Below are 26,252 nucleotides of genomic sequence, written 5' to 3' on the forward strand. Positions count from 1 at the left end.
TATTTGAATAATTAAATATTTAGAGGTTTTAAATGAAAAAATTAGTAGTAATAACTGGAGCATCCTCTGGTATAGGTAAAGAATTAGCGTTATGTTTTTCAAAAAAAGGTTATCCTTTATTGTTATTGGCTAGAAGATTGGAACCACTGACAGAGTTGAATTTACCTAATACCATTTGTAAAAGTGTCGATGTTCAAGATTTAAAAGCGTTTGAAAGTGCTGTTCGATTTGCAGAAAATACTTATGGTAAAACAGATCTTTTGATTAACAATGCAGGAATTATGCCTTTAGGAAAAATATTTGACATGAATATTGAACAACAATATCAAATGGTAGATATTAATGTAAAAGGTGTTTTAAATGGAATGCATATTGTGATTAATGATATGAAAGAAAGATTAACAGGTACTATCATAAATATTAGTAGTGTAGCTGGTAGATGAACCTCTGAAAACAGGGCAATTTATAATGGTACAAAGTTTGCAGTTCATGCTATTAGTGAACAAGCAAGAAAAGAGCTAGCACCATATAATGTAAGAGTCACAACAATAGCACCAGCTCTTGTTGATACTAATCTTATTTCAAACACAGTAAATAAAGATTCTATCGAAACATATAATAAATGAAAATCTAAGTTGGACGGTGGATTAAAGCCGTCAGTAGTTGCGGATATGATACTTTATACATACGAGTTACCTCAATCTGTTGCTGTTAGAGAATTAGTTATTTCATCAACAAAGCAACCAGTTTAAAACTAAAAATAATTATTACTAACTAAAAAACATATTTTCTTATAAATATATGTTTTTTTTTTTTTTTTGTTAATATCACAAACGGGTTTTAACCTAAACAAATTTACTGGGAGGTAGTTGAAAAATATGAAAAAACTATTAAGTATATTAGGGTCAATAACACTTATAGGAGCAGGTCCAGCTTCATTGGTTGCTTGTTCAAAAGAAAAAGCAACCCTTAAAGATTTATCATCAGTACTAACTAATACCAAATTAGGTGATTTAGCAAATAAAGAGGAAAAAACAATAAAGAATGCAATCAAAGAAAAAAATAAAAATATTATAATTGATGAGTTAGTTTTATCTTCAATAACAGAGAAAAGTGCAAAAGTTTCAGTTAAAAAAGAATCAAAAGTATATAACCAAATTACTGCTGGTTCTGAAATAAACATCGAGTTCTCTGTCAAAGCAACCCTTAAAGATTTATCAACAGACTTAACTGTTACAAAATTAGGCGAGTTGGCAAATAAAGATGAAAAAACAATCATAAAAGGGATAAAAGATAATAATAAAAATATCATAATTGATGAGTTAGTTTTATCTTCAATAACAGAGAAAAGTGCAAAAGTTTCAGTTAAAAAAGAATCAAAAGTATATAACCAAATCGCTGCTGGTTCTGAAATAAACATCGAGTTCTCTGTCAAAGCAATCCTTAAAGATTTATCAACAGACTTAACTGTTACCGATTTAGGAACTATTAAAAATAAAGAAAAAGAAACTATTATAGCTGCTATCAAAAATAAGAATAAAAATGTAGATATTGATGAAATAGAAGTTGGTTTCATAAAAGATAAAAGTGCTGAGATATTTGTAAAAGAAAATTCAAATGTGTATAAGGTATTTAAAAACAAAGAAAGTATTGTAGTTAGTTTTAAAATAGGGAAGTAATAACAACAAAATATTAATATTCTATTCTTTGCTTAAATTTCAAATATAAGCAAAGTTTTTTTATGAAAATAAAAAAAGTTATACTTAAAATGCATAACTTTTAGAGAATATTTACTTTTTAATTGAACCTATTCTTTTCACATCCGAAGCCTCTTGTTCTTTAATAGCTTGTAGTCTTCGATTTGCTTCCTCAATAGTTCTTCTAGTTCTATCAAGTTCTTTTTTTCGTTTTTCTTCTGCACTTATCTTAGATCAAACTCCAGCTCTCATAGAATCACTCATTAGTAATACTAATAATACTGAAATATTGAATAAATCATCAACAACCTTAGCAATGTGTTTCTTTTGCTTTTCGGTTAAACTATCAGATTTATATTTATCCAATATTGCAACTTGGCTATAAAAATCATCAGCAAATTTATTTCCAAATTTTTGGTACATTATAGGCTTACCAACCTCAATAAATAATGCAATATTTTTAAATAAAGCTAACTTTAGTTCAATTTCGTGTTCTGTAGCCGATCTAAATTGGTGAATTATATTGTTAATCCTATCATCTTGATACTCTTCTATTACTTTCTCTGAAATGATTCTTTCTTTTTGACTTACTAATTTAAAAACCACTTTATTATTTTCAATTTCTGTTTCAATAAATTTGTAATTCATTGCATTTACATATTTTTGTATACGTAGTGGTAATATGTACATATCATAAGCAATATACTCTGAGTATCTTCATTTTCTAGAAACGATTTGCAAAACTATGTTATATACCATTTCTAATATTGTTAAATTTAGTGTTCTTTCATTTAACTTAAACTCTAGTTTATTTAATCTCAATAATTGATAAAATTCGTAACCGTAATATTCTAATGAGATCATATTAAAATATGTTTGTATAGTTGAATTGTTCAAAATTGCTGAGTATGAAAATTGAATATCAGGAACTAATGCATCTATTATATTTTCAAATTGAGGTCTTAGATCCAATACAGATTGAAAGTGTTTTCTTTCAGACATATAAATTTCCTCCAAAATCTAATTTAATATATTTTACCATAAACTTGTTTTATTTTAGTCGTTAGTTACGAAATGTTATATGATTAGTGTATATTTAAAATCTTGGAGAAATGTATGATAAATATCAAAATTATTTGTTTTAATAAAATGAGCAAGGAATATCTGGAAATCTACAATTTATATTTAAATAAATTGAAAAAGTTTGTCGATATAAATATAGTGGAGATCACAGAGAGTAGTACAAATGATATTAAAACTAACATGGTAAGAAATGAAGAAGCGATAAAAACTAAGATTAAAAATATCAATGACTCTAATATATTTTTATTGGAAATAGATGCTGTTCAACAAACATCCGAGGCACTCGCTAAAACAATTTGTGATATTAAGGACTTCAAGGGTGGCAATGTCACTTTTATAATTGGGCCTAGCGACGGTTTTAGTGATAATTTCAAAATACTGATCAAAAATAAAATAAGTTTCGGTAAACTAACATTACCATATAATTTGGTGAGAGTAGTTTTATTAGAACAAGTCTACCGCTCAATTAAAATAATTAGAAAAGAACCGTATCATAAGTAAAACTTATTATAAGTTGTCAATTTAAAAAAGAGTACTAATTATTATTTTTTATCGTTACAATTAAAGATATGTGGAGGTGTTCTCTATGAATGAAAAATCAAGTTTCAATTGATTTCCAGGACATATGAATAAGAGTATAAAAGAAATAGAAGCTAAAATCTCAATTGTTGATTTAGTGATTGAGATTGTTGATGCTAGAGCACCATTTTCAACTCAAAATCCTTTATTTAGAAAGTTACTTAACAATAGACCTAGATTGATTTTAATGTCTAAGGGTGACTTGGCTGATGATGAAGTAACTAAACAATGAAAAGACTATTTTTTTAACTGTGGCAATGTTGTTTATGTAATTAAAGATAAACAGCAACCTATTTATAACGATATATTAAAACTTATCGAAAAAATGACAATTGAAAAGCAAAAAAAAGACAAGGCAAGGGGAATAGAAAATCCACAAATAAATGTTTTAGTGGTAGGTATTCCAAACGTTGGTAAATCTACTGTAATTTCTAAACTCTCAAAAGGTAAGCGACTTAAAATAGGAAATAAACCGGGTGTAACTCGCGGTATGCAAAGAATTATTATGACTAACAAAATAACGCTTATCGATACACCAGGAATACTACCTTCAAAATTTGAAAATGAAACAATTGCTTGTAACTGTGCAGCAACTAATTCAATAAGAATTGAAGTAGTTCCAAAAGAAAGGTTTGCCACTAAACTTATGCGTTATATTTATAATTCATATCCAAAATTGATTGAGGATGTGTATAAAATAAATAAAGTTATATCTAGACCAATTAATTACGATGATACTTTTAAAATTTTTGAAGAAATTGCTAAAAGAAATAAATTTATCATTTTAGATTCAATAGCTGATGTAGAGAGAGCTATCGAACTATTCGTCCATGATTTATTGAACCTTAATTTAGGAAAAATCTCTTTTGAAAAACCAATTGAGGTAAACTACGAAAGTTTAACTTTGGTTGATGAAGTTGATGTAGATTCAACAATTGAAAGTGATTTAACTGTTGAATGATAAAAAATGAACGATATTTATTTGACCAACAAATAAGGAACAATGAAAATGTGGAATTTATATCAGGAAGTGATGAAGTTGGAAGAGGTGCGATGGCAGGTCCAATTGTTGTAGCGAGTTTAATATTAAAACCTTCTTATAATAACGTTCTAATAAGAGACTCTAAACTATTATCAAGTAAACAAAGAGAAAGTCTTTACAACGAAATTCTAGAAAATTCTATAGATTGCTCTATTAAAGAATATGATGCTAAAATTGTTGATAAATTGAATCCTAAAGCAACAAGTGTTTTAGGAATGCTAGAAAGCATAAAAGATTTAAAAATAAAGCCAGATGTTTGTTTAATTGATGGAGAAGATATACAATTAAGTGGGTATAAAACGTATAAAGTTATTAAGGGTGATAATCTTAGTCAAACAATCGCTGCTGCAAGCATCATTGCAAAAGTGTATAGAGATCGTTTGATGGACGGTTTTGATACAATATATCCTATGTATAATTTTAAAAAACATAAAGGTTACTGCACAAAAGAACACATTCAAAGACTTGAAGAATATGGAATTTTAGATATTCATCGGGTATCTTACAAACCAGTGGCTAATATAAAGGAGAAAAAAAATGAAGTTCGACAAAAATAGTCAATTATATTCACAATGAATAAATGCTAAAAATATGGATCCTGAGTTAAAAGAACAACTGTTAGCAGCTGATGATTATGAATTAGAAAATGCTTTTAATTTACAATTAGAATTTGGTACTGCTGGAATTAGAGGAATATTGGGGCCAGGACCAGGAAGATTTAATTCATATACTATAAAATTAGTAACAATAAGTTATGCTAAATTATTAATAAAAAAATACCCTGATTCTCTATCAAGAGGGGTTGTAATTGGTCATGATAATAGAAAAAACTCAAAAGAATTTTCTCAATTAGCAGCTGAAATATTAACTAGTTTTGGTATAAGAGCTTATTTATTTAAAAACAATGATATGAAACCAACACCAGTTGTATCGTTCGCTACAAAGGATTTGAATGCTATTGGTGGAATTGTGATAACTGCCAGTCATAATCCAGCAAATTATAACGGCTACAAAATATATGATGAGTTTGGTTGTCAATTAATAGATGAAGAAACAAAAGTAATCGCAGATAAGATGTCAACAATAAAGGACATACTTAATTGAAACTATAAGTGCGATGAATCATTGATGACAATTGTCGATGAAAAAGTAATTGTCAACTACAAAAAAATGATTGAGAATTTACAATTTTACAAGAATGAAGATAGAAACAAATTCAAAGTTATTTACTCAGCTGTTAATGGTACAGGAACTGAGTTTACTCCACCTTTATTACGAGAGTTTGGATATGATGTGATCGAAGTTGCAGAACATTCTTTTGAAGACCCAACTTTTAAAAACGTTGGTAACCCCAATCCTGAATTTGAACCAGCTTGAACTATTCCATTAGAATATGGAAAAAAACATAATGATGCATCGATAATGATTATTCAAGATCCAGATGCAGATAGAATTGGTTGTGCAATTAACCATAATGGGGAATGAATAAGAATTGATGGTAATCAAACAGGACCATTATTAATTGAGTGAAAACTGAGCCAACTTAAAAAACATAATAAACTACCAAAAAATCCTGCAATGTATTCAAGTTTTGTTACTAGTGACCTAGGTGATAGAATTGCTAGTGAAACTTATGGAGTCAGTGTAATTAAAACTTTAACTGGCTTCAAGTGAATGGGTTCAGAAATTTTAAAAGAAGAAAAAAGGAACTTAAATTTTGTCTTTGCATACGAAGAAAGTTACGGTTATGTATTGGACTCCTCAACTAGAGATAAAGATGGCATCCAAGCAACTACTATGTTGGTTGAGGCTGCTTGATACTATAAAAAACAAAATAAAACTTTAATTGATGTTCTTTTTGAACTATATGAAAAATACGGATATTTTTACACTTATACAGAAAACTTGAACTTCAAACCAGAAGAAATTAAATCAAAAGTTGAGCCAATTATGGAAAAACTAAGAAGCGAGTATTTTGAAAAACTTGGAGATTTAGAATTAAAATATGCCGAAGATTATATCAATGGTTTATATAATATGCCAGGTCAAAATCTTATGAAATTTTATTTTGAAGATGGCAGTTGATTTGCCATTAGACCTAGCGGTACTGAGCCAAAAATAAAGATTTATTTTGTTACGATTGATAAAACTTTAGAGAATGCTAAGGAAAAATGCAAGAACCTTATTGAAAACTTAAAAATGTTTTTAGAAATATAAAATTTAAAATTTTATATTTTTTTTTCGTTTTTTTTACCTATGTAGATATAATAATAATTGTTAGAGAGACCATAGGGGGTATGGATATGAAAGTTATAATTATTGGCGGTAGTGCTACAGGAATGGGAGTCGCTGCAAGATTGAGACGTAATGATCCAAAAATAGATATTACTGTTTATCAAGATAAAAGTTATGTTTCACTTGGAGCTTGCGGACTACCTTATTATGTGGCCGACGAGTTTGAAAATGAAAACTTGATGTTGGCAAGAACTATCAATGACTTCGAAAAAATGAACATACAAGTTCATTCAAATAAAAAAGTAAAAAAAATTGACTTCGAAAGCAAAAAAGTAATATTAGAAGATGGCGCAGATTCTTATGATTACTTAACTATCGCTGTTGGCGCAAAACCTATAGTTCCTAACATTGTAGGTATAAACACAAACAATGTATTTACTTTAACAACCTTAGAAGATGGTAAAAACCTTAAAAATGCACTTTTAAATAACGATAGCATAGAAAAGATTACCATAGTTGGTGGAGGATTTATAGGCCTTGAAATGTGCGAAACATTATCTAAAATAGGTAAAAAAGTAAATCTTATAGAAATGGAAGAAGAATTATCTTCAAAAAGTTTTGATTCTGAGATAACAACATTAATAAAAGACAAACTAATAGAGAAAGAAATTGAAGTTTTTCTAGGCGCACAGGTCACAGAAATATTAAATGAGAATGGAAATGTCTCTGGTGTAGTCTTGAAAAACGGCGAAGTTATAAAAACACAAGCAGTTCTTTTATGTGTAGGGTTTAAACCTAACACAGAGTTTCTAAAAGACACCAATCTTAAATTAATTAATAATGGAGCTATATTGGTGAATAAACTGGGAGAAACTAATATAAAAGATGTTTATGCTGGTGGAGATTGTGCCACTTCTAAAAATTTTATAACAGGTGAAGATATCTATTCCCCATTAGCAACCGTAGCTTCCAAATTTTCAAGGGTTATAGCTGATAATATAGTTGGTAAAAATATTAGTTTTGAAGGATCAATTCAAAGTTCTATTATTAGAATTTTTGATCTAGAGGTGGCAAGAACTGGTTTAACAGAAAAATATGCCAAAGAAAAAAATATGGATGTAAAATCAATTTTTATAAAAGATAAAGACTTCACTCATTATGTTAATGGGCAAAGCGATCTTTATCTTAAATTGATTATGAATAATAAAGATAAAACTATTATTGGCGCACAAATGTGTGGTAGCAATAAAGCTGTTTTGAGAATTAATGCATTAGCAGCTATGATTTGGAATAAAACCATTATCGATAAACATTTGGAACAAGTTGATTTAGTTTATTCGCCGCCGTTCTCAAAAACAACTGACATAATACATATAGCAATATCTAATATATTAAAATAAAATGAAAGAAAGGGATAATATGTTTTTAGCAGAAAAGACTGATATATTAAAGGATTTTTTAGCAATTAGTAGATGAGAATCGGCTGTTACAATATTAATCTTTATAACGTTACAAATCTCATTATGAATCTTCTTGAAAAAAATAAAATTAAAATTTATGTACCGTGTATTGATAGGACTTGGAATTGGGCTTGTTTATGGTTTAAGTTTACAAGCAATTATTGGATTCCCTGATCAAAATGCATATAAGGATTACGAAAATAGTAGTGATAACTTATATTGAGTATATGAACTAAAAGTTTGAGCTGAATTCTTCAGTAAAATATTTATAAACGGGGTAAAACTGTTAACTATACCAATCGTATTTATAGCAATGTTTAAAATTACAGCAAAACCTTCATCTAAAAATGTCGGTATAATTACAATCAAGGGTATAGGACTTCTTCTATTGAATGTAGCCTTTGCTTTTGTTGTAACATTTGCGCTTGGAATGTTAACAAATGTCGGTAAAGTAGAAGGGTTATCTGTTTTTGATAATAATACTAATTCTGAAAAAGGAAAAAGCCTAGTTCCTTTACCATCAATAATTTGAGGATACTTACCAGATAACTTTTTCTCAACAATGGCTGCAAGTTCAATAATTCCAGTTATGGTTGTTGGTGCACTTGCTGGTTTATCTGTAAAAATACTATCTAAAAGAAAAAGTGTTGAGATGGAAGCTGTTAGAAAAGCTATGGACACTGGATGAGATATAATCATATCAATTCTGATGACATTTATGAAATTTATGCCATTAGCAGTTATGTCTATGATTACTGTTTCGATTGTAACTAGACCAATAGGTATGCTTGCTGTAATTGGTAAAGTAATCGGTGTTGGTTATCTAGGGATATTAATCTCTATTGGTTGATTGACATTATTAATTTTCTTATCTGGTATGAAGGTTTCTGGGTGATGAAAAAGTGCTTGAAGACCGCTTATACAAGGTTTTGCAACTCAATCATCAAACGCAACATTACCAGTTACAATTGATACTATTAAAAATGACTTAAAAGTTGGTGAAGTTGCCGCAAATACTATCGGACCAATTTCTACAACAATGGGTCTAATAGCTTGTGCAGGTGTCCAAGCTGGCCTAGCAACAAGTATTTTATGAACAGGTACGGATTCAAGTTCAGTAGTTCATGAAATGGGATTCATCGGATTTTTCCTAATATCTCTTTTAGTAACTATTATTGCTTCTCTTGGTATTGCTGGAGTCCCTGGTACTGCTACAGTAGTTACAGTTGGTGTAATTGGTGGTATTGGTTTTCCTGGGTTTACTGATTCTGTTTTAGCCTTCATAGCACCGTTAGATGGTTTGTTTGACATGGGAAGAACTGGGGCTAATGTTCTTGGTGCTGTTGCTGTTGCACCAATTGTAGCGAAGTCCGAAGGTCTCATAGAACAAGACTCGCCATTACTCGGATATAAAGGTATACTAAAACAAAATTTGATCTTGTCTAAGAAAAAAACGAAAGAAGCATATATCGAAAACTTGCAAAATATAAAGAAAACTTATGCAACTAAAGTATCAGACAAAGAAATTACAAAAGATCTTAAAGAACAATATAATTTAGAAAAACTAGAGGCATTAAAAGAACTTGAAAACTCTTATAATGTTGATAGAGCAAACTTGAAAGAAGCATTTATCGATCAAATTGCTTCCTACAAAAAAGGTGAAAATATAGAATAGGTGAACAGATAAACGCTTATTTTAAATATCAGTATTTTAAAAGTCATTTAGATTTGAGTTATTACCAAGTCCAAATGATTTTTTTTATTTTCCTGCTATATTTCAAAGCTTACAGACGATATATTCATTGGGAGGAAATTATTATGAATAATGTAAATATAATCGGACAAATAGAGGGGACTCCGCAGCTAGTTTTCAACTCAAAAAATGGAGAGAAAAAGCTGTTTAAATTTATTTTAAGAGTTCCAAGAAATTATAAAAATAAAGATGGAATAATAACAGACGATTTTATAAATGTTAAAGTATGAAGTAATGTTTTGGGTGATGAGTATGAATATTATGATCAGTCTTTTGTTGGAATTGAAGGAAGGATAATATCTTTTGGTTCAACTGATAGCGTTACCTATGGTAATGAAATAGTTGCCAACAAGATTATACATATAGCTTAAATGGAAAATGTATTGCTATACTTTTCACTAAAATATAGTGGAAACTGAGATAAGATTTACAAAGCTTTAGATACAAAAGAACGCATTTCAAAAGAAGAAATAACAAATGTATTGCAAAAAATAAATTGTAATTTTATAACCATTCTTAGCCCATTTTATCCAAACTCATTAAAATATATACATAAGCCACCATTTGTACTGTTCTATAAAGGAGATATAAATTTGATAAGTAATTATGCAAAAAATGTTGGTATAGTTGGTGGAAAAGAGATAGATGACTATGGAAAAACAAGAATAGCGACATTATTGCCTGATTTGAAAAAAGAAAATAAATTAATAATTACTAACGAGAATGAGGGTGTAAATGAAGAGGTTCTTGATATATGCAAAGAGAAGTCACTTGAAACTATATTCATTTTAAAATCTGGAATCAAGGATTATTTAGATAAAACATTAGATATAGAACATAAAAACATACTATTCATTTGTGAGTGTTATGAGGTTAGTGAGGATAAAACAGATGATTATATTGAATATTCAAACCGATTATTATGTGGACTTTCGAAGGGTATTGTTTTCGTTCAATTTAAAGAAGCTGATAATTTTAATAATCTTATCAACTGTGCTCTCAATGAAGGGAAAGATATTTTTGCTATACCATCTGTGTCTGGTGAGCTAAATGGAACCAATAAATTGATCAAAATGGGTGGAAAGTTGATAGAAACTGCAAAAGATATAGTAAACGACATTTAAAGTGGTATAATAATTTCGTGGTAGAAATATCACACTTGTAAGGTTTATACCTAATAATTTTTAAATTAACTAATCATTTTATTCCCGACACACAAATGATAGATTTATTTAATAATTGAAAAAAGAGATTTAAAATCTCTTTTTTTTATTTTTAATAAAAATTAATATTCAATTGTATTTTCTACAAATAGGTTCATAATAATTATTAAATATGAAAGAAAGCGGAGGTTCTTATGAATAATAATGATAACAATAGCTCGAACTCTCAATCTTTAGTTACTCAAAACCCTGATAAAACATCCTCAAACCCAACTTTTAAAACCAAAAGAAATAAAGGAAGTGGTAAAACATTTTTTGGAATAGTTTTTAATTATTTGAAAAGACACCCTTTAATTGCCTTTAGTTTGTTTATAATCACTGGATTGTCTGCTGTAACTACCGTTGTAGGACCAAAAATAATACAAAACATGATGGCTTGCCTTATGATTCCTGCTATCGTTGCTAGTCGCATTGGTAGTGGAAGTATTGATGAAAATGGTTTAAATTCTATTTTAGAAAAAAATAGTGAAAACTCATTAAGTGTATACTATAGAGGTAATGGATACGAAAATTCTCAATTATTAGATTCAAAGAATTATTACACAGACTTTTTTGGATTACAACTTGGTTGACAAGAATGAATTTACTTTCAGTTAGCACTTTTTGTAGCATTAGGACTATTTACTTTTATTTCCAATTTTATTGCTGGTATTATGGGTAAAAATATAGAAATAGAACTAAGAAATAAAGCACTTGAAAAACTTGTTAAACAAGATATGAGTTATTATTCTGATAAAAAAATAGGAGAAATTCTTACAAAAATAGTCTCAGATACACAAATTATTGGTGACCAAGCGCAACAAGTTCCTGTTACATTGTTATCAGCTATATTTACATTTTTTGGTTCTCTTGGAATGTTATTAACAATAGATTTAAAATTAACAGGAATTTTAGTAGCATTGATGTTAATAATATTAATAACAATGTTTTCAACTTTTGGAATAGTAAAAAAACTTATGTTTAAAGTTCGAGACTCTATAACAAATATAAACGGTGATGTTACAGATAGAATTGCAACTATTAGACTAATAAAAGCTTCTGGTACTGAAGTTTATGAAACTGAAAGATTTAAGCGAATTCACAATGATTATTATAAAAAATCTTTTAGTCTTATCTCTATGCAGTCGACTATTATTACTGTTATGATTGCTGGTATTTCTTCAATCCAAATGGTTGTTGTAATCTCGGCGGCACTATTATACAATGACCAAACTCAATTACTTTCGATTATACTTTCATCATTTATAAGTGGTGTTGGTACAATGGTTGGTCCTATTATGCAACTAGCTAGAGTTACTGCTGGGGTTGTGCAAGCATCGACAGCTTCGTTCAGAATTGATGAAATTATTAGATCTAAATCTATATTAGATCCACATTATGAACCAGAAGAAGGTATGCAAATAGATAAAATTAGTGGAGACATTATTTTACAAGATGTTGAATTTAGATATCCAGAAAAACCAGATAAAATCATATTACCAAAGTTCACATTCAAATTTGAACATGGAAAGAGTTATGCTTTTGTTGGGGAAACAGGAAGTGGTAAATCCACAATATCTAAACTATTGTTAAGATTTTACGACCCTAGTGAAGGTAAGGTTTTAATAAACAATAATATAGATTTAAAAGAAGTTAAACTTTCTACTTACTTAGATAAAGTTGGTTATGTTGAACAAGAACCACAAATATTATTTGGAACTGTTCTAGACAATATCAAATATGGAAATTTCAATGCAACTGAAGAGGAAGCTATTGAAGCATCTAAAAAGGCTGAGTTACATGAGTTAGTAATGACTTGACCAGACGGTTATAACACTATTTTAGGTGAACGAGGGTTTATGTTATCTGGTGGTCAAAAACAACGTTTAGTAATTGCTAGAATGATTTTAAAAGATCCAGAGTTATTAATTTTAGATGAGGCAACAAGTGCCCTAGATAATATTGTTGAAAAAGAAATACAAAATGAACTAGATAAACTTATGAAAAATAGAACAACCGTATCAATCGCTCATAGGTTAAGTACTATAAAAAATTGCGACCAAATAATTGTTTTAGCCAGAGATGTAGGAGTTGTACAAATAGGTACATTCAACGAGCTAAAAACTAAAGAAGGACACTTCAAAAAACTTTACGAAGCTGGATTAATGGAATAAAAATGGCTATGCCATTTTTTTATTTGCTATAATTAAGTAATGAAAAAGAGAATTAATATTATTGGTGCTGGTCTTGCGGGCTGTGAAGCTGCTTGACAACTAGCAAAAAGAAAAATTGACGTAAGATTATTTGAAATAAAAAGAGTGCAAAAAAATCCAGTGCAAAAACTCGATTCTTTTGCAGAGCTTGTTTGTTCGAATACACTTAGATCATTAGATAATAAGAATGCTGTTGGTACTTTAAAAGAAGAAATGAAACTATTGGACTCATTGATTTTAGAAGCGGCTTATTATGCTCAAATACCAGCTGGAGGAAGTCTTGCTGTTGACAGAGAAAAGTTTTCAAACTACATAACAAATAAACTTGAAACAAATAAATATATCGAAATACTGGATGAGGAAAAAGTCACTTGGGATGATGATGAGATAACATTAATTGCATCCGGACCACTAACTACCGATAATCTCCAGAATGAAATTATAAAGTTACTTGGTAAAGAGTATTTTTATTTTTATGATGCAGTTGCTCCGATAATAAAAAAAGATACTATAAATATGGACATTTGTTTTAGAAAAAATCGTTATGATAAAGGAGAAACGGAAGATTATATAAACTGTCCGATGTCTGAAGAAGAATATAAAAAATTTTATGATGAGTTGGTAAATGCTCAGTTGGCTGAAAAGCACTTAGATAAAGAAAAGAATTTAAAGTTTTTTGAAGGGTGTATGCCAGTCGAAGTTATGGCAAAAAGAGGTTTCAACACTCTTAGATTTGGTCCTCTAAAGCCAGCGGGATTGAGTAATATCGATGGGAGCAAAAATTTTGCAGTTGTGCAATTAAGACAGGATAATGCAAAAGATGATTTGTATAATATGGTCGGATTTCAAACTAATTTAACTTGAAAAGAACAGAAAAGAGTTTTTCAACTAATTCCAGGCTTGGAAAAAGCTGAATTTGTTCGTTATGGAGTTATGCATTTAAATAATTTTATTAACTCTCCTGCATTATTGAATAACTACAATCAATTGAAAACTAATAAAAATATATTCTTTGCAGGACAAATTACAGGGGTTGAGGGATATGTAGAGTCTTGTAGTAGTGGCATTATAGCTGCAATTAATATTTATAAAATGATTAATGATGAACCGCTTTGTTCTTTCCCGAAAGATACAGTTATGGGTGCTCTACAAAACTATATAATAACAACTAGTGAAAAAAACTTTCAACCTATGAAAGCAAACTGAAGTTTAGTCGAAAATATGGTGATTGATAATAAACTTAAAAAAGAGGAAAAGAGAGAATTATACTCACAAAGAGCAATTTCTAGTATGAAAGAATTTATAAAGAAAAATAATATTTTGTAAATTTGGGTAATAATTTCATTTATTAGTTTATTTATACAAAATAATTGTATTGAACACAACTTTGGTCTAAAATTATCAAGTCTATTTAGAGGTGAAAATGAAAAATTTTGAAAAGGAAAGTTTGTTTTGATATGGTTTGCATATCATTGCAAAGAATAACGCAGAATTAAAATATTATATTGTTACACAAAAAGACTTAATATCTAGTTTATATCCTTTAACATATTTTGGAGTCATACAATATACCCTTTATAGAGGTATAAAAATCAGTGAAATTCCATTAGAAGAAACTAAGGAATATGCTGAATATATTATTGAAAATATTGAAAAATTACATAAAGTAAGATATAGATTTGTTAAAGAAAAACCGAAAAAATTAGTAATTAAAGATGAAGAAACTGAAAATTTAGTTTATGAACTGATTTCAGGCCTACTTTTACCTTATATCAATAACTATTGTTTTAGAAAACCAAAAGATTTGATTAAAATATCAAAAGCCTATGTAAGAGAAGCTTTGTTTAATTATGAATACGACATTAATCATGAATCTGATGATGGAAAACTTAAGACTAGTGCATTATATCCATTTTTGTTTACATTGAATCTAATAAAAAATGGTGAAAAACAAGGATTATTTCAAAGAGTCCATAAATATTACCAAAGAGATAATTTGATTAGAAAATATAAATCTGGCAGAGACTGAAAACCAAAAGAAGTTGAATATCTTCAAGAAACAATTGAATTGATTGAAAATGATGAAGAGTGAAGTTTATTTTTAAGTAATTTTACAGCATCTAAATGAGATGATTTTGACATGAAAGAGCGTTTCAAAGCACTTTTTCAGTTAACTAAGGTTACAACAATTTTAATGAAAGATGAAATAACAGCTGTTACAATGCTTTCGGATGGTGGAGAGGTATTTGAGATGCTAGAAAATTATTTACCCTATTTTTTATACTTAGACAAAATTCAAGCAAACAACAAAATATTGGATGACTATACATCAGAATCTAAAGCTGTATTATCACCGTTTTCTCATCAACATATGAACTACAAAATTTTGAAAACATACATTAGATCAAAGGGAACAAGACATATACAAGTAGATTTCAATAAATTAGTTACAATTCACGAAATTGTTTGATATGTTTTTTCTGAAATTAGAACAATGCTTTTGGTTCATGAGTATTTACCTAAAGTTATTGATAATCATGTTCAACAGAAACGAAAGCTTTATGTCGAAATCTTAGAATTATTTACAGAGGTTAAGGAAAATAAATTTAAAGAAAGAATAAACTTTGAAAATATGAATGAAGGGACATTCTTTATGAGTGAGGATGAATTGATCGAAGCCTCACAAATTGAATTTGATAACTCTAAACAATTACAAGAAAATGTTCTTTTGCATAAACTTGGAAAAGTATTAACATTTTTATTATCAATCGAACCAGAAACTGCAAGATCTTTTGATTACAATTTGGAAGAATTGATAAAGTATGTCATTATACTTTTTGGACCACATCCATTAGGACACACCGTACAAACAACTACTCTAATTGAAAATATCTTTGCAAATTTCAAAAAACTATGTTTAAATTATGAAGGTGAAAAATTAAAGAGTGATGAATTAACTTTGAAGTTTCAATCATCACTTGAATTACCACTAAAATTATTAAATTGAAAAAAAGACTAAAAAAGATAGCAAAAATAACTTTCTTTTGTTATTATATTTTTGTCTTGTTGATGCCCACGTAGCTCAGTAGGATAGAGCATGCGCCTTCTAAGCGTAGGGTCAGAAGTTCGAATCTTCTCGTGGGCGCCATTATGAATTCAAAACACCTTTGGTGTTTTTTTTGTTTTAAAATAAAATACTTTGTTAAGTAAAAATACTTGACAACCTAATTTATTAATATATTATTATTAATGTATTTATATAGAGTAAGGAGGAACTTATGGTAAAACTAAGATTAAAAAGAGCTGGTAAAAAAAGAGCTGCTTTTTACAGAATTGTAGCCTCAGATTCACGTGTTAAACGTGATGGTGAATACATCGAGTTAATAGGAACATACAACCCAATAAATGGTGTTGTAGATCTTAAAAAAGAAGTAGCACTAAAATGAATGCAACAAGGAGCACAACCAACCGATACTGTTAGAAACATTCTTTCAAAAGAAGGTGTAATGACAGACTTGCACAATGCAAAATTGGAACAAAAGAAAGCTGCACCAAAAAAAGAAAAAGTTGCTAAAAAAACAGTGGCTAAAACTAAAGTAGCTAAAAAAGACGAGAGTAAATAATGAAAATTGTATATGAGATCTTGAATGATTTTATTTCGGATCTTTTACCCACAGATATTATCTATATTCTAAAAGAGAAAATTGAAACTAAGAAAACCTACGAATTCATTTTAGTTATCGAAGATAAAATTGAAATGAATTTAAGAGAAACTATTTTGGGAATAATTAAATCTTTACAAGATTCGATGAATCTGAATCTCTCGATTCAAGAGAAAAAAGTTGAAATTGAGGTCGAGTTTTATGAGTAACCTTGAAGAAAAACTAATTAGTGTTGGAAAAATTATTTCAACACATGGTATTAAAGGTGAACTTAAGATATGAATTAATAGTGACTTATCAATAAAGAAGGATTTACTCAATAAAAAGATTTTCTTGAAAGATAAGTCAAATAGTATTGAAGTTTATTGTGTTGAAAAGTTTTATATTTCAAATAACAAGCATATTTTAAAATTAAAAGACATCAACAATATCAATACGGCATTAACTTATAAAGACTGAGAAGTTTACTTTTTAAAAGAAGATGATTTATTTGAACTATATACATCATTGATAGATTTTCATGTGCTATTTGAAAATATTAGTTATGGAAAAGTTATTGATGTTATGTATAATGGAGCACAGGATTTGGTTAAAGTTTTGAATAATGATAATCAATCTATATGAGTTCCTTGTGTAGACAGGTTTGTCGAAAAAGTTGATTACGAGTCAAAAACAATTACTTTAAAGAATATAACGGAGCTTATCTAAATGAAGTTTTCAATAATAACCTTATTTCCCAATTTGATTAAATCTTATATATCTGAATCTATTATAAAAAGAGCTTTAGATAAAACAAAGATAGAGATTGAAGTAGTTGATTTAAGAAATTACACAAACTATAATCACAATCAAGTAGATGACTATCAATTTGGTGGTGGAAAAGGTATGGTTTTAATGGTGGAACCAGTTGTAAATGCGATTGAAGCTTGTAAAACTGAGGATTCATTAGTAATTTTAACAAGCCCTCAAGGTAAAACTTGGAAACAAGAATTTGCTAGAAACTATGTAGAAAAGCATAAACATCTAATAATAGTTTGTGGGCATTACGAAGGTTTTGATGAACGAGTTCTTGACTACGTTGATATAGAAGTTTCTATAGGAGATTATGTATTAACTGGTGGAGAACTAGCTAGTCTTGTATTGATTGATTCAATATCTCGAGTGGTTTCGGGTGTTATTTCTGAAGAGTCACACATTAATGATAGTTTTGAAAATAATCTATTAGATCATCCAGTTTATACTAAACCCGTGGATTTTAGGGGCAAAAAAGTCCCAGATGTACTGCTTAGCGGCCATCATGCAAACATTCAAAAGTTTCGTCAAGAAGGCAGATTAAGAAATACTTATATTAAACGACCAGACCTATTAAAGGATGAAAATTTATCAAAAACAGATATCGAATTTATCGATAATCTAAAAAATACGAAAGGAGAAAATTAGTTATGAACATGTTATCAAAAAACACAAAATCTTTAATTGATGAACAATTAAACTCTAATTTACCAGAATTCACATCTGGTGACACAATAAGAGTTAATGTAAAAATTAAAGAAGGTGAAAAGTATCGTATTCAAGCATTTGAAGGTGTTGTAATTAAAACTCAAGGAAGTGGAATATCTTTCTCAGTTTGTGTAAGAAAAAACTCTAACGGTGTTTTTGTGGAAAGAACTTTTCCAGTTCATTCACCAATTATTGATTCTATAGACGTTTTAAAACGTGGACGTGTGAGAAGAGCAAGAATTTACTATATAAGAAAATTATCAGGAAAAGCTGCTCGTATTAAAGAAGTTGTTACTTCTAAAACAAAAGATGCTGCATTAAAAAACTCTATGAAAAAAGCAGTTAAGTAATTAACTATAAAAACCATGATAAATGGTTTTTTTCTTTTTTAAGTATGTTATTTCTTAATCGATATTAGTATTGTATAATATGTTGTGTTAGTAGGTGGTTTGATGAGTGCAAATTTTTACGATAATCTAATTTTAATGATTGAACAGAATATCAAGAACAGAGATTTTGAGAAAGCACTGGAATTAATAAAAGAAGAACTAAGTGTACCCTACATACCTAGCGATATAGAAAGTAAATTGCAAAACTATTTGAAAGATCTTGAGAGCGAACTATCTTCAAAACTAAATAACGATGGTTCTATTTGAACATTAAATAAAATATCTTCTGTAATGAAGCAAGTATTAGACCAAGAAATTCAATTACTAGCTTTCGACGCTTTGCGTAGTTTTAATGCAAGAATGATACTGCCTGATATTAAAGATTATTTAGTTTCTGACCTTGTTAAGGATGAGTTCAAAACTTTTCTAATTTTGGTTTTATTAGAACAAAAACTAGATGTAGATTTAGTTGTAAAAAAAGGTGCTAAGTCATTTAATATAAACCCCGCTACTTTTGATGTTTCAAAATTTAATCAGGTTATCAACGAGGTCGATATAAAATTAAATAATTTGGTTTATGATAAAAATCCAACATTATTTAATATTTGTAAACATATTGCAGAATCATATCTTTACAGTATATTTCCCAACTTTGAGTTTGAAGGTTATGGAATCAATGAAATTTTGGTGTGCGTAATTATGACTGCAAAAAATTCATTAGGAATAAATAACGAATTAAAAGATTTCGAAAATATTGATTACAATTATGAAAAAGCAATGATATTATTAAACGAGTTTGATAATTTATTTTAGGAGAAAAACATGAAAAAAACAACATTTAACGAAGAAGACTTCATAAAGTTTCACGACACAAAAAATATAATGATGCAATTATTTGGAATAACTTGTTCAGTTTGTGGAATCGATGAAATAGGATATGTGGCATCAAATTCACCAAAATCATTGGGGGATTTGGCTTTTGACGCTTTAGAAAATAATCCAAGCATTTCTGATGAAGAACTAGATAAACTGATGGAAGATCCAATAGAAGCATGACAAGAAGTTGATGATTACAATGCATCTATTGGGATGCCAACTTTTGCTTGCGATAATTGTTATCAACAATTAATAGATGGAGAGATACAAATTTCTTCAATTGAAGAGGAATAAAGAATGAAGTTTGTAGATTTAGCTTATTTTAATATCAAATCTGGAAAAGGTGGCGATGGTGCCGTCTCTTTTCGTCATGAATTATATGTTGCAAACGGGGGACCAAACGGTGGTGATGGTGGAAAAGGTGGCGATGTGATTTTTGTTGCAGATGAAGGAAAGTCTTCACTATTAGATTTGAAATTGCAAAAGTATTATATTGCTGAAGATGGTTACAAGGGTGATATTAAAAATATGCATGGGAAAAATGGTAAAGATATAGTAGTTAGAGTTCCGGTTGGAACTGTTTTGTTCAATGCAGATACAAACGAAATAATAGCAGACTTCGACCATAATGAGCAAAGACAAGTATTAGCTTTAGGTGGAAAGGGTGGCCGTGGAAATGCAAGATTTGCTAACTCACGTAATAAGGCACCAACAATTTTTGAAGCCGGTGACCCAGGAGTTAATATAAATATCAAAGCAGAATTAAAAGTCTTAGCAGATGTTGGTTTTGTTGGCTTACCAAATGCTGGTAAATCAACGTTGCTTAGAGCAATTTCAAACTCCCGACCACAAGTAGCTGATTATCCATTTACAACATTGAACCCACAGCTAGGGGTTACAAGAGATAAAAAAGGTAGAACCTTCACAGTGGCTGATTTACCAGGTCTTATTGAAGGCGCTAGTCTTGGTAAAGGGTTAGGTCATGAATTTTTGAGACATATTGAAAGATGTAAAATTATTTGTCATGTGATTGATATGTCTGGTAATTATGCTTCTGAAGATGTCATAAAAAATTACGAATTGATAAAAAAGGAGCTTCTAAATTACAACCTAAATCTTGAAAAGAGACCTGAGATCATAGTTGCAAACAAAATGGATATTGAAGAAGCTGAAATCAATCTGCTTTATTTTAAAGAAAAGTATAAAGACAAAACTATAATTGAAGTTTCGGGTTTGAATAAGTATAATATCGATAAATTATTAATGGAAATCGGTTCTTTGTTAGAAGTTGTTAAAGATGAACCCTTGTGGTTAATTCCCGATGAAAAAAAAGCTGACTTTAAACTTTATACCTTTGAAGGAGATACCAAAGACGTTAAGGTTAAAAACTTAGGTAATGGAAAATGAATGATTGAAGGTGAAGATGTTTATAAAATATACCAAAAAACTCCTATCTCCACTCACGATAATTTATTATTATTCAATGAAAAGTTAAAGCGTATCGGGGCCTATGATTTACTCAGAGAAAAAGGCGCTAAAAAGGGTGACTTGGTTAAAATTTATGATATTGAATTAGAATGGATGGATTAAATTATGTATTTAGAAAAGTATTTAAATGAAGTAGTTGATTGACTTAGAATGACCGTTAAAAATACAGGAGTTTCTGGTTTAGTTGTTGGAATTAGTGGTGGTATAGATAGTGCAGTTGTTGCAGCATTAGCTAAAAAAGCTTTTCCAGATAACTATTTGACAGTGTGAATGCCATGTAATTCATCGGTGTTGGATGAAAATTGTAAAAATGAGTTGATAGAAAAACTCGACCTAAATTGTATAGACGTAAATTTGACAAATACTTTTGAGACTATCAAATTAGCTCTTAATGCTAGTGGGGTTGAACAAAGTAATTTAGCATTAGCAAATTCAAAAGCAAGACTAAGAATGACAACACTTTATTCAATAGCACAAACCAAAAATTATTTGGTTTTGGGTACTGATAATGCCGATGAATGACATATAGGTTACTTCACTAAATTCGGAGATGGTGGGGTTGATTTGTTACCAATAATTCATCTTTTGAAGAGGGAAGTTAAGGAAGCTGCTAAAATATTAGGAGTTCCAGAAAGTATCATAAATAGAGCTCCAACAGCTAGTTTATGAGAAAATCAAACAGATGAAGAAGAAATAGGCTTTGGTTATGATTTAATAGACGATTATTTACTTGGCAAACCTGTTCCAATGGATGTTGAGGAACGAATAAAATATCTACATAAAATATCTAGTCATAAGAGAACTAGTGCACCCGTTCCTCCAACTTTAAAACGACCTTAATTGTGCGTAACAAAATATATTTTGGTAAATTGATAGACTAAGTTATAATTTTATTAGATAATAAAACATATGAGGAGAATTATATATGACAGAAACCCAAGCAAATGAAATTAGCAAGTATATCGACAGTTTACCTGACGAAACAGCTGATAAAATGTTTGAAGAATTAATTGCTGGAATGAGTTTGTACTTTGCAGTCGTTTTATTCGGAGAAGAAATAGAAAATGTTTATGAAAAACTAAAAGAAAGCGGTAGCTCTTTAGAAGATATCGCAAAAGAAGTTAAAGCTAATGAAGTTGGCGAAGATGAAATTTATGCAGCATTAATGGGAGCATTAGAGGATGAAAATAATGCAGAGGACTTCGCAGAAGATTGCGTTGAATCAATCGCATTTAATCCTGAATATCCAGAAGAAATAATTAATAAATTAAAAGAGTTAGAAATAGAAGCATCAGACTTTTCAGCTAACTTAATCGTTACTTTTAAAGATCAATTCATTGATTTCTTTGTTAATGACCTAGACGTTATTGAATGAAAAAACGATATTATTGATGCATTAGTAGCTAGTTGAGAATAAAAAATTTCCATATTTATGGAATTTTTTTATTTAATGTTGATAACTTTGAAAACTATTTTTTTTGATAGAATTTATAGAAATATGAACTTCAATTATGTTAATATTTTATTGATTGTAGATAGGGTAGTTTGCAATTATGGGCTTTAATATAAAGGTGATCGTATATGTGATTAGCTAGCAGTACTGTTTTTAAAGTATTAAATTTCGAAGTTCAATTATGGGTTATTTTGTTAATTTTCGCTATAATTGGTTTAACTTCTTTAATTTTATATATTTTCGTTTTATTGAAAAAAAATAGAAAGTATTTATACGAAAAAACTGAAGTAACCGCTAAGGATTTTAAAAGATTAGAAAAGTTTGAACAACTAAGAAATGACTTTGAAATTGAGTTGGCTAAAATAAAAAAATATATGAAATCTCAAAAATAATTTATTACAGCTCATAAAAGGGGGTTTTTTATGAGTTTATTCAATGTTTTTAAATCTACTGTAGACAAAGAAAGTAAGAACCAACATAATAATGTTGGTGCTTTTGACGTTAATTCAAATAATGGATATGGATTTAATCAAAACATTCAACAATTTAATAACTCAACGCCTCAGTTTAATAGTACTTTTAATAATGAACTTGCTAATTACCAAAATGGCCTTGTAAATCAAAAAAATATGACCGATGGTTATTATTTACCAAGAAATAACACTTCGAGAGAAAAAGAAGTTGACACATATAATAAACAGTTCAATGCATCGCAACAATATGCAAATGTCAACCAAATGACACCTCCAAGCAACTACCAAAATGCTAATATACAGAATCTAAATTACGAACCTTATAACTACTACCAACCAAGACAAGATGTTTATGGAGGTCAAATACCACCAAGACCAGTTGAAGAAAACTATAACTTTTATAATAATGAAGCAAGCATTTTACAAAAAAATGATTACAATCCAAATAATTATGCTCAAAATGTACCTTATCAAAATAGATATGTTCAAGATGATATCTACCATAATCAATTACAACCTAATTTAATTTATGGTGCTCAACCCCAATTTCAACCTAATTTTCCTGAACAAATAAGATACGATAGTCAACATTATGCAGCCAATAATATGAATTATGGTTATAAAGAATTCACAAATAATAGACAATTTTATAACCAAAATAATCAATACGTATATAATCAAAATTATAACAATAACATGCAACCCTCAAATAACTATAATCAGTACAATGATTTAAGTTATAAAGCAAGAATGAAAAAAGCTAACATCATACCAGCGGCAATTGGCCGTGAAATAAGAAGTGAGAAGCTACGAATCTTTGCTTTATTTTTATTAGGAACTATTGGCATAATTGTCACATCATTTATGTTAGCTATTTATTACAAAACAATTGGTGTAAAAGACTCAAAATGACTTGGATTTAACTATGAAAAAGTTATGTATCCGTTCTTTTCGATTTTTTTTCTTATCATATCGATATGTTTCTTTGGTATAAGTACATCTGATTACACTCTGCTTCATTCTAATGTCAAGAAATATGAACAGGGATTACTTTATGGAATCGAAAAAGTGCCTTATTTTATAACTAGAAATTATCGTTCTTTATTATCAAGAAGTATTTATATTAATTGAATTGCATTCTCAACTTATATTTGTGGTTCAATAAGTTTGGGTATTTTATACGGTTTCCAAGCTATGCATGATAGTGATAAACCATTACATTTCTTTTTCTGGGAAATCGGTAAAGTTACAAAATCATTTTCATCAGATATCACTGTTAATATAATTGTTTTATTGGTAATGCTATCTGCACATATTTTGAATATAATCACATCAAGATCTAGAAAGAATAATATTATTTCATATTATGGATATGAAATAATTCCACAACAAGAAATAACTAAAATCAAAAAAAGAGCTAATAGAAGATGCTTAATTATATTTTGTGTTACAATGGCCTTAATATTATTTGTAATCGTTATTCCTTGATTGATATTTAGAAAGAAAAAAGGGTTATCACTTAAACCATGAGCAGCAAAATAGAAAATAGACAAATTGAAAGCTTATATGTTCATATACCATTTTGTGAACATATTTGCTTTTTTTGTGATTTTGTAAAGGTTATTAAACCAAAAGAGGAAAAAGCGATTTTTAATTACTTAGAGAATTTAGAATCTGAAATAAATAGTTATGGCGAGAAACTAAAATTTATTAAAACCATCTATATTGGTGGTGGAACACCAAGTTGCTTAAACGAGGAGCAAACAATTAAGTTATGTGAGATATTAAAACCACTTGTCAAAGAGACTGAATTTGAATATACTATTGAGATTAACCCTGAATCCCTAACAGAATCGAAACTAGAGATTTATAAGAACTATCATATAAATCGTCTAAGTATAGGAGTTCAAACATTTGACAATAAGTTATTAAAAAAAATAGGTAGAATCCACGATAATAAAATGGCGATAGAAAAGTTTAAGTTAGCAAGAAGTTTTGGCTTTAGCAATATTAGTATTGATTTGATGTACAACTTATTTGATCAAACGAAAGAACATATTGAAAATGATTTAAACTATATTGAATCTTTAAGACCAGAACATATATCTTGGTATTCATTGATAATGAAAGAAGATTCAGCATGAGGAAAAAAACAACTTAAATTACCAGACAATGATGAATTATTTGACGATATTGTTAATGAAGGTTTAGTTAAATTAGGTTATAAAAGATATGAGATTTCTAATTACGCATTAAATGGAGCATATTCTAAACACAATACAAGCTATTGAAATAACTCCCTTTTTGTTGGTGTTGGAGTAGGTGCTACGGGTTTTGAACAAATTGATGGCGATTATTATTTAACTTCCAACAAGGGGAAAGTAGATAAGTATTCCAAAAACTATGAAAAACTTACTACCGATGATTATTATTTTCAAATCCTAATGATGGGTTTAAGAATGATTGACGGCATTGATATTACTGTTAACAAAAACATTGATGCTTATAATCATTTTTATGATTTAATACAAAAGAAAGTAAAAGAAAATCTTTTAGAAATTGTAGATAACAAATTAAGATGCACAACGAAAGGATTTAATATTTTAAACGAGATATTAATAGATTTTTTATAATGAAAAAAGTATTGCTTGTAGTAGATTATCAATTTGATTTCGCTGATCCTAACGGAAAATTATATGTTGATGGTGGTGAAACTTTAAAAAAAGGAATTTTAGAAAGAATAGCATATTACAAATCTTCCAACGATTACATTGTTTTTTCAGGTGACTTCCATCCAAATAATCATGTATCTTTTGATTTATGAGGTAAGCATTGTTTGGCTGACCAAAATGGTTCAAACTTTTATGTTGATGCTAGTGATGCAGACTTGATAATTAAAAAAGGGACTGATCGCTTCTCGGATAGTTATTCCGCTTTTTATGTTTCTGAAAATGTTGAATCAACTTTGAATGATTGACTTATTGAAAGAAATGTAAACTTCATCGAAATTTGTGGTTTGGCGCTCGATGTTTGTGTTAAAGAAACATATTTAGATGCGAAAAAGTTCGGATATAATTCAATAGTTAATGAGAACTTATGTAAACCCTTAGATAAAAACTTCAAATTTATTCCATAAAAATATTGTTA

At 28.9% G+C, this 26,252-nt stretch carries 28 protein-coding genes and 1 tRNA gene; 28 read left to right on the top strand and 1 reads right to left on the bottom strand.

What is annotated here, in order from left to right; all coding sequences use genetic code 4:
- Positions 1-32 precede the first annotated feature (32 nt).
- Both SAPIS_RS01650 and SAPIS_RS01655 read left to right on the top strand, forming a co-directional pair.
- Positions 33-752 (top strand): SDR family oxidoreductase, encoded by a 720-nt coding sequence (locus tag SAPIS_RS01650; protein WP_023789097.1) that lies wholly within the window; start codon positions 33-35, stop codon positions 750-752.
- Between the two features lie 126 nt (positions 753-878).
- Positions 879-1,679 (top strand): lipoprotein, encoded by an 801-nt coding sequence (locus SAPIS_RS01655; RefSeq protein ID WP_023789098.1) that lies wholly within the window; start codon positions 879-881, stop codon positions 1,677-1,679.
- A 111-nt stretch (positions 1,680-1,790) separates the two neighbouring features.
- Here SAPIS_RS01655 and SAPIS_RS01660 read toward each other — a convergent pair whose 3' ends face one another.
- Positions 1,791-2,699 carry a hypothetical protein gene (locus SAPIS_RS01660; protein ID WP_023789099.1) on the bottom strand — a complete coding sequence of 303 codons (909 nt, stop codon included), beginning with the start codon at positions 2,697-2,699 and terminating at the stop codon, positions 1,791-1,793.
- A 114-nt stretch (positions 2,700-2,813) separates the two neighbouring features.
- On the opposite strand from SAPIS_RS01660, the gene SAPIS_RS01665 reads away from it, so the two are divergent.
- From SAPIS_RS01665 to SAPIS_RS01790, 26 genes are all read left to right on the top strand, one after another.
- Positions 2,814-3,281: a 23S rRNA (pseudouridine(1915)-N(3))-methyltransferase RlmH gene (locus SAPIS_RS01665; protein WP_023789100.1), complete on the top strand. Its 468-nt coding sequence runs from the start codon at positions 2,814-2,816 to the stop codon at positions 3,279-3,281.
- 85 nt (positions 3,282-3,366) lie between these two features.
- A complete protein-coding gene (gene ylqF, locus SAPIS_RS01670) occupies positions 3,367-4,323 on the top strand; it encodes a ribosome biogenesis GTPase YlqF (protein ID WP_023789101.1) in 957 nt (318 codons plus the stop codon).
- Positions 4,317-4,958: a ribonuclease HII gene (locus SAPIS_RS01675; protein ID WP_023789102.1), complete on the top strand. Its 642-nt coding sequence runs from the start codon at positions 4,317-4,319 to the stop codon at positions 4,956-4,958. Before ylqF ends, SAPIS_RS01675 begins: the two co-directional genes overlap by 7 nt.
- The gene (locus SAPIS_RS01680) at positions 4,939-6,618 is read left to right on the top strand and encodes a phospho-sugar mutase (protein WP_023789103.1); all 1,680 of its coding nucleotides are present in this window, start codon (positions 4,939-4,941) and stop codon (positions 6,616-6,618) included. The genes SAPIS_RS01675 and SAPIS_RS01680 overlap by 20 nt, the downstream gene beginning before the upstream one ends.
- A gap of 86 nt (positions 6,619-6,704) precedes the next feature.
- Positions 6,705-8,036 (top strand): CoA-disulfide reductase, encoded by a 1,332-nt coding sequence (locus tag SAPIS_RS01685; RefSeq protein ID WP_041612679.1) that lies wholly within the window; start codon positions 6,705-6,707, stop codon positions 8,034-8,036.
- A gap of 19 nt (positions 8,037-8,055) precedes the next feature.
- Positions 8,056-9,771: a dicarboxylate/amino acid:cation symporter gene (locus tag SAPIS_RS01690; protein WP_023789105.1), complete on the top strand. Its 1,716-nt coding sequence runs from the start codon at positions 8,056-8,058 to the stop codon at positions 9,769-9,771.
- 143 nt (positions 9,772-9,914) lie between these two features.
- Positions 9,915-10,220: a single-stranded DNA-binding protein gene (locus SAPIS_RS01695; protein WP_023789106.1), complete on the top strand. Its 306-nt coding sequence runs from the start codon at positions 9,915-9,917 to the stop codon at positions 10,218-10,220.
- Positions 10,221-10,973, top strand: coding sequence for a DNA-processing protein DprA (locus SAPIS_RS01700; protein WP_023789107.1), 753 nt, complete (start codon positions 10,221-10,223; stop codon positions 10,971-10,973).
- A 233-nt stretch (positions 10,974-11,206) separates the two neighbouring features.
- Positions 11,207-13,225, top strand: a complete 2,019-nt coding sequence (locus tag SAPIS_RS01705) for an ABC transporter ATP-binding protein (protein ID WP_023789108.1) — start codon at positions 11,207-11,209, stop codon at positions 13,223-13,225.
- Positions 13,226-13,264: 39 nt separating this feature from the next.
- A complete protein-coding gene (trmFO, locus tag SAPIS_RS01710; protein WP_023789109.1) occupies positions 13,265-14,590 on the top strand; it encodes a methylenetetrahydrofolate--tRNA-(uracil(54)-C(5))-methyltransferase (FADH(2)-oxidizing) TrmFO in 1,326 nt (441 codons plus the stop codon).
- A gap of 97 nt (positions 14,591-14,687) precedes the next feature.
- Complete coding sequence (locus SAPIS_RS01715; RefSeq protein WP_023789110.1) at positions 14,688-16,283, top strand: hypothetical protein; 1,596 nt, start codon at positions 14,688-14,690, stop codon at positions 16,281-16,283.
- Between the two features lie 52 nt (positions 16,284-16,335).
- Positions 16,336-16,412: transfer RNA gene (locus SAPIS_RS01720), tRNA-Arg, on the top strand.
- Between the two features lie 130 nt (positions 16,413-16,542).
- Complete coding sequence (gene rpsP, locus SAPIS_RS01725; protein WP_023789111.1) at positions 16,543-16,887, top strand: 30S ribosomal protein S16; 345 nt, start codon at positions 16,543-16,545, stop codon at positions 16,885-16,887.
- Positions 16,887-17,135, top strand: coding sequence for a hypothetical protein (locus tag SAPIS_RS01730; RefSeq protein WP_023789112.1), 249 nt, complete (start codon positions 16,887-16,889; stop codon positions 17,133-17,135). Before rpsP ends, SAPIS_RS01730 begins: the two co-directional genes overlap by 1 nt.
- A complete protein-coding gene (gene rimM, locus SAPIS_RS01735) occupies positions 17,128-17,634 on the top strand; it encodes a ribosome maturation factor RimM (protein WP_023789113.1) in 507 nt (168 codons plus the stop codon). Before SAPIS_RS01730 ends, rimM begins: the two co-directional genes overlap by 8 nt.
- Positions 17,635-18,366 carry a tRNA (guanosine(37)-N1)-methyltransferase TrmD gene (gene trmD, locus SAPIS_RS01740; protein WP_023789114.1) on the top strand — a complete coding sequence of 244 codons (732 nt, stop codon included), beginning with the start codon at positions 17,635-17,637 and terminating at the stop codon, positions 18,364-18,366.
- An 8-nt stretch (positions 18,367-18,374) separates the two neighbouring features.
- A complete protein-coding gene (gene rplS, locus SAPIS_RS01745; RefSeq protein ID WP_051372151.1) occupies positions 18,375-18,776 on the top strand; it encodes a 50S ribosomal protein L19 in 402 nt (133 codons plus the stop codon).
- A 102-nt stretch (positions 18,777-18,878) separates the two neighbouring features.
- A complete protein-coding gene (locus tag SAPIS_RS01750) occupies positions 18,879-19,628 on the top strand; it encodes a DUF3196 family protein (RefSeq protein WP_023789116.1) in 750 nt (249 codons plus the stop codon).
- Between the two features lie 9 nt (positions 19,629-19,637).
- A complete protein-coding gene (locus SAPIS_RS01755) occupies positions 19,638-19,985 on the top strand; it encodes a hypothetical protein (RefSeq protein WP_023789117.1) in 348 nt (115 codons plus the stop codon).
- A gap of 3 nt (positions 19,986-19,988) precedes the next feature.
- Entirely contained in the window at positions 19,989-21,281 is a 1,293-nt protein-coding gene (gene obgE / locus SAPIS_RS01760) for a GTPase ObgE (RefSeq protein WP_023789118.1), read from the top strand.
- Between the two features lie 3 nt (positions 21,282-21,284).
- Positions 21,285-22,019 carry an NAD(+) synthase gene (gene nadE, locus SAPIS_RS01765; protein WP_023789119.1) on the top strand — a complete coding sequence of 245 codons (735 nt, stop codon included), beginning with the start codon at positions 21,285-21,287 and terminating at the stop codon, positions 22,017-22,019.
- Positions 22,020-22,104: 85 nt separating this feature from the next.
- Positions 22,105-22,596 (top strand): hypothetical protein, encoded by a 492-nt coding sequence (locus SAPIS_RS01770; protein ID WP_023789120.1) that lies wholly within the window; start codon positions 22,105-22,107, stop codon positions 22,594-22,596.
- Positions 22,597-22,760: 164 nt separating this feature from the next.
- A complete protein-coding gene (locus SAPIS_RS01775; RefSeq protein WP_023789121.1) occupies positions 22,761-23,024 on the top strand; it encodes a TIGR04561 family membrane protein in 264 nt (87 codons plus the stop codon).
- Positions 23,025-23,054: 30 nt separating this feature from the next.
- On the top strand, positions 23,055-24,647 hold the full coding sequence (locus SAPIS_RS01780; RefSeq protein ID WP_023789122.1) for an MSC_0882 family membrane protein: 1,593 nt from the start codon (positions 23,055-23,057) through the stop codon (positions 24,645-24,647).
- A complete protein-coding gene (hemW, locus tag SAPIS_RS01785; protein WP_023789123.1) occupies positions 24,632-25,738 on the top strand; it encodes a radical SAM family heme chaperone HemW in 1,107 nt (368 codons plus the stop codon). The genes SAPIS_RS01780 and hemW overlap by 16 nt, the downstream gene beginning before the upstream one ends.
- On the top strand, positions 25,738-26,241 hold the full coding sequence (locus SAPIS_RS01790) for an isochorismatase family protein (RefSeq protein WP_023789124.1): 504 nt from the start codon (positions 25,738-25,740) through the stop codon (positions 26,239-26,241). The genes hemW and SAPIS_RS01790 overlap by 1 nt, the downstream gene beginning before the upstream one ends.
- The last annotated feature ends 11 nt before the right edge of the window (positions 26,242-26,252 follow it).

It is taken from the genome of Spiroplasma apis B31 (assembly GCF_000500935.1).
Taxonomy (GTDB): domain Bacteria; phylum Bacillota_I; class Bacilli_A; order Mycoplasmatales; family Mycoplasmataceae; genus Spiroplasma_A; species Spiroplasma_A apis.